The organism is Pseudorhodobacter sp. (assembly GCF_030452865.1).
Classification (GTDB): domain Bacteria; phylum Pseudomonadota; class Alphaproteobacteria; order Rhodobacterales; family Rhodobacteraceae; genus Pseudorhodobacter.
In genome coordinates this window covers 1-6248 of the sequence record NZ_JAKDLJ010000217.1, presented here as the reverse complement: position 1 = coordinate 6248, position 6248 = coordinate 1, and the positions used below count along the sequence as shown (strand labels likewise).

5 protein-coding genes, 1 tRNA gene and 1 pseudogene are annotated in these 6248 nt (G+C 57.9%); 4 read left to right on the top strand and 3 right to left on the bottom strand.

Features of this window, described 5'->3' with window-relative positions; translation table 11 throughout:
• Positions 1-149: 149 nt before the first annotated feature.
• Together rpsB and tsf are read left to right on the top strand one after the other, a co-directional pair.
• On the top strand, positions 150-908 hold the full coding sequence (gene rpsB / locus L0H65_RS12725; protein ID WP_301459426.1) for a 30S ribosomal protein S2: 759 nt from the start codon (positions 150-152) through the stop codon (positions 906-908).
• A 67-nt stretch (positions 909-975) separates the two neighbouring features.
• Positions 976-1872, top strand: a complete 897-nt coding sequence (gene tsf, locus L0H65_RS12720) for a translation elongation factor Ts (RefSeq protein WP_301459425.1) — start codon at positions 976-978, stop codon at positions 1870-1872.
• 252 nt (positions 1873-2124) lie between these two features.
• Here tsf and L0H65_RS12715 read toward each other — a convergent pair whose 3' ends face one another.
• From L0H65_RS12715 to L0H65_RS12705, 3 genes are all read right to left on the bottom strand, one after another.
• Positions 2125-2880, bottom strand: a complete 756-nt coding sequence (locus L0H65_RS12715; protein WP_301459424.1) for a LuxR family transcriptional regulator — start codon at positions 2878-2880, stop codon at positions 2125-2127.
• A gap of 66 nt (positions 2881-2946) precedes the next feature.
• Positions 2947-3336: a GNAT family N-acetyltransferase gene (locus L0H65_RS12710; RefSeq protein WP_301459423.1), complete on the bottom strand. Its 390-nt coding sequence runs from the start codon at positions 3334-3336 to the stop codon at positions 2947-2949.
• Positions 3337-3545: 209 nt separating this feature from the next.
• A complete protein-coding gene (locus L0H65_RS12705) occupies positions 3546-4721 on the bottom strand; it encodes an NAD(P)/FAD-dependent oxidoreductase (RefSeq protein WP_301459422.1) in 1176 nt (391 codons plus the stop codon).
• 126 nt (positions 4722-4847) lie between these two features.
• Here L0H65_RS12705 and L0H65_RS12700 point away from each other — a divergent pair.
• A tRNA-Gln gene (locus L0H65_RS12700) sits at positions 4848-4922 on the top strand.
• Positions 4923-5387: 465 nt separating this feature from the next.
• Positions 5388-6248 (top strand): annotated as a pseudogene (locus L0H65_RS12695) (hypothetical protein); the annotation flags it as partial.

Below are 6248 nucleotides of genomic sequence, written 5' to 3'. Positions count from 1 at the left end.
CTTGCAATCGGGTTTGCAGCGCGGTATGGGCTGCGGCACTTCACAGGTGGGGCTTGGGCCTTGCGGGGAGAAATCCCGTAATGTCCGCCGGTTGGAACGCAAGTTCTGAAGACGGCCCTGCCGAGGATCAAACCGGAAAAGGATAAGGCATGGCTCTTCCTGAGTTCACCATGCGTCAGTTGTTGGAAGCTGGCGTACACTACGGTCACCAGACCGCACGTTGGAACCCGAAGATGGGTGAATACATCTATGGCGACCGCAACGGCATTCACATTCTCGACCTGACCCAGACGGTTCCGATGTTGGACCAGGCGCTCAAGGTTGTGCGCGACACGGTTGCCAAGGGCGGCCGGATCTTGTTCGTCGGCACCAAGCGTCAGGCGCAAAAGGCTGTCGCCGAGGCCGCCGAGAAATCCGCACAGTTTTACATGAACCACCGCTGGCTTGGTGGTACGCTGACCAACTGGAAAACCGTTTCCCAGTCGATCCAGCGCCTCAAGCAGTTTGACGAGCTTTTGGCCAACGGTGCAGAAGGCCTGACCAAGAAAGAGCGTCTGAACATGGAGCGCGAGCAGGGCAAACTGCAAGCCTCGCTTGGTGGTATCCGTGAGATGGGCGGCACCCCGGACCTGATCTTCATCATTGATGTGGGCAAGGAAGACCTCGCCATTCTGGAAGCCAAGAAATTGGGGATTCCGGTTGTGGCGGTTGTGGATACCAACTGCTCCCCCAAGGGTGTTGATTATGTGATCCCCGGCAATGACGACGCGGCCCGCGCGATTGCGCTCTATTGTGACCTGATTTCGCGCGCTGCGTTGGACGGCATGTCTGCGCAAATGGGCGCTGCCGGTATCGACCTTGGTGCGTTGGAAGATGCGCCAGTGGAAGACGCTGTCGCCGAGGCATAAGCCTTGCAAAAGACCTGGTGGGGGAAAAGCCCCGCCGGGATATCCGCATGATATGAGGAGAGCCACCATGGCGATAACCGCACAAATGGTGAAAGAACTGCGTGAAATGTCCGGCGCGGGCATGATGGACGCGAAAAAGGCACTGACCGAAGTGGAAGGCGACATGGAAGCCGCCATCGACTGGCTGCGCACCAAGGGTCTTGCGAAAGCTGCCAAGAAAGCCGACCGCATCGCCGCCGAGGGACTTGTGGGCGTTGCGGTGCAAGGCGGCAAAGGGGTTGCTGTTGAAGTAAACTCCGAAACCGATTTCGTCGGGAAAAACGCCGATTTCCAGAAGCTGGTTTCCGGCATCACCCAAGCAGCGCTTGGCGTGGCTTCGGTTGAAGAACTGGCTGCTGCTCCGATGGATGGAAAATCAGTGCATGACACCGTGACCGCTGCTGTAGCCGTGATTGGTGAAAAGCTTTCACTGCGCCGGATGGCGGTGGTCGAGGGCGATTGCGTGGCCACCTATGTCCATAATGCCGCGGCCGATGGTATGGGCAAAATCGGCGTATTGGTTGCGGTCAAAGGCACCGACAACGGCATTGCCAAGCAGATCGCGATGCATATTGCCGCGACCTCACCACTGGCGCTGTCCGAAGCCGATCTTGATCCGGCAATGGTGGAGCGGGAGCGCTCTGTTCAAATTCAAAAGGCGATGGAGGAAAACGAAGCCTCTGCCAAGCCGAAGCCCGCTTCGGTGATTGAGAACAACATCATCCCCGGTCGGATGAAGAAGTTTCTCGAGGAGAACACGCTGATGGGGCAGAAATTCGTGATGAACCCCGATATCACCGTGGCGCAAGCCGCGAAGGATGCGGGCGTGGAAGTCACCGGGTTTGTGCGTATGGCCGTCGGTGAAGGTATTGAGAAAAAGGAAGAAGATTTCGCTGCTGAAGTGGCGAAAACCTTGGCGGGTTGATCTTTTCAGACCTGAAATCGCAAAGTGTTGCAGAGCGGTCCGGGCTTTCCGGGCCGTTTTTTTTGTGATCACTTTGGGAGGTTTGCAGGTGGAACCATCGAAATTGCGATGATTGCCACCTGCGGGGCGCTTCGTCGGCAAATGCCGCCACTCACGAAGCGTGCCTTAAGGTGATGGATTTGGCGCGGCAGGTATAGTCCGGAAAACCATACCTTTTCGACCGGACAAGCAATTCGGTGCCCGAAAATGAAGTCAATCCAGCTTGTTGCGCGTGAAAATGGTGTGGGCCAGCGTCGCTCTTGCAACCGCCTGTGCCGTTGTTCCGACGTTCAGCGCCTCACGCGCAAGCCGCAGGTGTTTTTCCACCGTCGCGGATGAAACCCCCATCAGCACCGCGATATCCTGCATTGTCTTGCCATCGGCCACCCATTCCAGCGCCTCTCGCTGCCGCTTAGTCAGGCTGATGACCGGCGAAAGCGGCAGGCTGGCGATTTTCAGATGCATCATATGGGTAAGCGCAGTGATTTCGCTTTCATGCGCCCGCCAAAGCCTGTCGACCTCCGCATGGGGTGTCGTGATGTGCGCAAACAGGCCAATGGCACCCTTGATGCGATGGCAGGTTTCGGCAAAGCGGATGCCAACCCCGGCACCGAGCCCCAGATGTGTCGACTGTTTCAGTGCTGCGATTTCGGTGGCGGAAAGTTGGTCTGCGCGCCGCGCCACGTCGATCCAGCCCCATGTGCAAGCCCCGGTGTTTTCCAACATCCAACGATACATCGGATTGGCGGCAAATTCTGCGCTGCGCAGATAGGATTGCAACCTGTCATCCATTCCGGCAGCAAAATGAAATGCATCCGCTGGTTCACCGCTGGCCTGTTCAAACCGGAACCGCGTCAGGCCATAGAAACAGCGTGGAAAGCCCATCTTTGCAAGATGAAGTGCGAAATGCTGCCAGACCGTGGCGGCGTTTTCCGCTTGTCCCATTGCGGCAAGTGTTGTCAATGCCACCGGCGGTGCCCGAAATTCAGATCGCCGCCAAGGATCAGGGCAGGGCGCGCGCGCCGCCCCACAGGATCACAGCTTGATGTCATAAGTCGTCCATCTGGTCTTTTCCGCCAGTCGATCATAGACCACGCGGGCGCGATAATTGTCCTCCGCGGTGATCCAGCGAATGACAGTCCAGCCCTGTGCCTTGCCGTGGTCGCGCACCGCATTGATCAGCGCGTCGGCAACCTGCTGGCCACGCGCCTCCGGCGAGACGAACAGATCGTCGAGAAATCCACCAATGGAGGCAGAAAGCGGCCGCGCGAAAGCGCGGAAATGCGCCAGGCCCAGAAGCCTGCCATCCATTTCCGCCACCAAACCCTTGACGGGTGATGCGTTATCCATCAGCCACGACCAAACGGTATCGCGCATCGCTTCAGTCTGCGAAGTTTTGTAAAACGTCGCATAACCTTGATACAACTTATCCCATTCGGCGCGATCGTCTGGCCGCGGAGGGCGGATTTCTTTTGGCAAAGTCAAATCCTTTGTCTGTTGCTATCTCTCATCAAGGGAACCTAGTCCGTCAGGTAAATCAAGAGATTTCGACATGGCGATATATTACATAATATTGATTATCGGATGAATGGAAGCGGAAAGCATTCACCTCCGCCCGTGTCGCGGAGTCCCTCTTATTGAGCCTGTCCCGCAGCCCAGCCGGATGACCAGGCCCATTGAAAATTATAACCGCCAAGCCAGCCAGTTACGTCAACAACCTCACCCACGAAATAAAGCCCCGGAACGGCTTTCGCCTCCATCGTGCGAGCGTCGAGCGCATCGGTGTCCACGCCCCCCAGCGTCACCTCGGCGGTGCGATAGCCTTCGGTGCCGACCGGTCGCATCTGCCAATCGTGGACAAGTCGCGCAAGATGGTCCAGCGCGGCGTTGGATTGATCGGCAAGATTGCCGCGCAACTCGCTGATCTCCTCCAGATACCGCGCGAGGCGTTCAGGCAGGACCCGCGCCAGAGCCGTCCGCAAGGCGATCCGACCGTTCTGGCCGCGCTGCTGGCGCAAAACCGCTGCCGTATCCAGGCCGTTGCACAGGTTCACCGAAATCGGCTGCCCTTCGCGCCAATAGCTGGAGATTTGCAGCACCGCCGGGCCGGAAAGCCCGCGGTGGGTGAACAAAAGCGCCTCATCAAAACGCGTGCTGCCGACAGCGACCGATCCTGTCACCGCAATGCCTGCAAGCGGCTTGATCGGCGCAAGCTCTTGTTCGGCAAAGGTTAACGGAACCAGACCTGGCCGGGTTTCCACCACAGCCAAGCCGAATTGCTCCGCGATTTTGTAGCCAAGGCTGCTCGCACCCATCTTCGGAATGGATTTGCCTCCGCAGGCAACCACGATTTTTTTCGCTTGAACCGGGCCACGAGAGGTTGCGATGGTAAAGCCTCCCTCTCCCCGATATATTTCGGATATTTCGGTGTTAAGCCAAAGAGTTACACCACAATCCTCAAGGTCTTTGCGAAGCATGTCGATGATCTGCTTGGCGGAGCCATCGCAAAACAACTGCCCCAGGGTCTTTTCGTGCCAGCCAATCCCCGCCGCATCGACCCGTGCGATGAAATCCCATTGGCTGAAGCGTTTCAGCGCCGAAAGCGCAAAGCGCGGGTTGCGCGAGAGATAACATTCGGCGCGGATACCGAGATTGGTGAAATTGCAGCGCCCGCCTCCCGAGATGCGAATCTTTTCTCCGGGACTGGCAGCGGCTTCGATCAACAAGACCCGACGCCCCCGTCTTCCGGCTTCCGCCGCGCAGAGCATACCTGCCGCCCCTGCCCCGATGATCGCTGAATCTACTTGCATTCCTTCCCTGTTAAGGCCCATTCACCGGCGCTGCAACCACGCGCTTTGAGTACCGGACCCAGGGGCAGATTTTTCATGCAAACCCTCTTGCAGCCCGCGCTACCCTTCGCTAAACACCGCCACAGTTGGGGCGTGGCCAAGTGGTAAGGCATCGGTTTTTGGTACCGTGTACCGTAGGTTCGAATCCTACCGCCCCAGCCAGATACTCCGTGAGTACCGACACGCCTTGCCAGAGGTTGAACGTACGCCAATCCAGAATTTTCCATGCCCTTTCGCACAAGCCGATGCCCCGAACACGGGCCCGGTTTTGACGATTGGCGGCTCGATGAGAGGGAATTGGGTGTTGTTGCGCACGCCGGGCTGCACGCCGGCAAGGCTCCTCCTATGGTCACGCGCCTTGCCACGGTTCTGTTCAGGGCATCAGCGCATCTCAAGCAGTCGCACAATCCCGCACAGTGACCGCAAAGCCGCGTTGGTCCTGCCTGCGCTCAGTTCATTGACCGGTTGCCACATGCCGAGGTTTTGATCCGTCATTCCGTTTTAGCGTATTTTGCGCCGACCACGCGTAAATATCCCTAGGCAGATTCCTGAAAACCTGCCAAGGATTTTTCCGGAGCGCGCCGTTTTTGAGCCGCAGGAAAGTTTTGTTTAGCCAGGAGAAAGTTCATGCCGATTGGTTCCCTTACGCCACCGCTGATGTCGATTTCATGGGGTGGTCTGCGCCTCCCGGACAATGATGTCGGCGTCTATTTCGCGACGGCCGGCGAAAAATTCGGTGAATACACCTCCGAAGGCTTTAACGCCTATGTGGAGGCGCGCTTTCTCGATGCACTCAGCACGATTTCCGCAGTGGCGAACGTCAGTTTTACCGTAACGACCACCGCCGCGGACGCCGAATTCAAGATGGTGCTTGACGACGACGAGTTCAACAGTATCGAAACCGATGGCCAGATGAACCCGCCGGGTGAAGCGCAGGCCGGCGTTGGTGAGTTCAATGCCCTGGCAGGCAATTACAGCCCCGGTGGTACGTTGGAGCGTGGCGGCAGCACTTTTCTGGTACTGGTACACGAGTTCTTGCACGGCATGGGGCTGGCACATCCCCATGACGATGGCGGCGGTTCGACAATCATGGCCGGGGTTACGGCCGACACCGGCGATCTTGGGGATTTCAATCTGAATCAGGGTGTTTATACCGTCATGTCCTATAACGACGGCTACCACTCCGGCCTTCCAGGAAGCACGCTTGATGAAAACGGTTTGTTCGGCGGCACCCTGGGGCCGTCTGCGCTCGACATTGGTGTGTTACAATCGCTCTATGGGGCCAACACCTCCACGAATGCCGGAAACAATGTCTATCTGATGCCTGAGGCCAATGTCGCAGGCACGGGTTGGCTGACGATCTGGGATACCGCTGGACAAGATGAGATCCGCTACAACGGCAGTGGCGACAGCACCATTGATCTGCGCGCGGCGACCCTGAATCAGGCAGAGGGCGGCGGCGGTTGGATATCGGAGGCAGCGGGCATC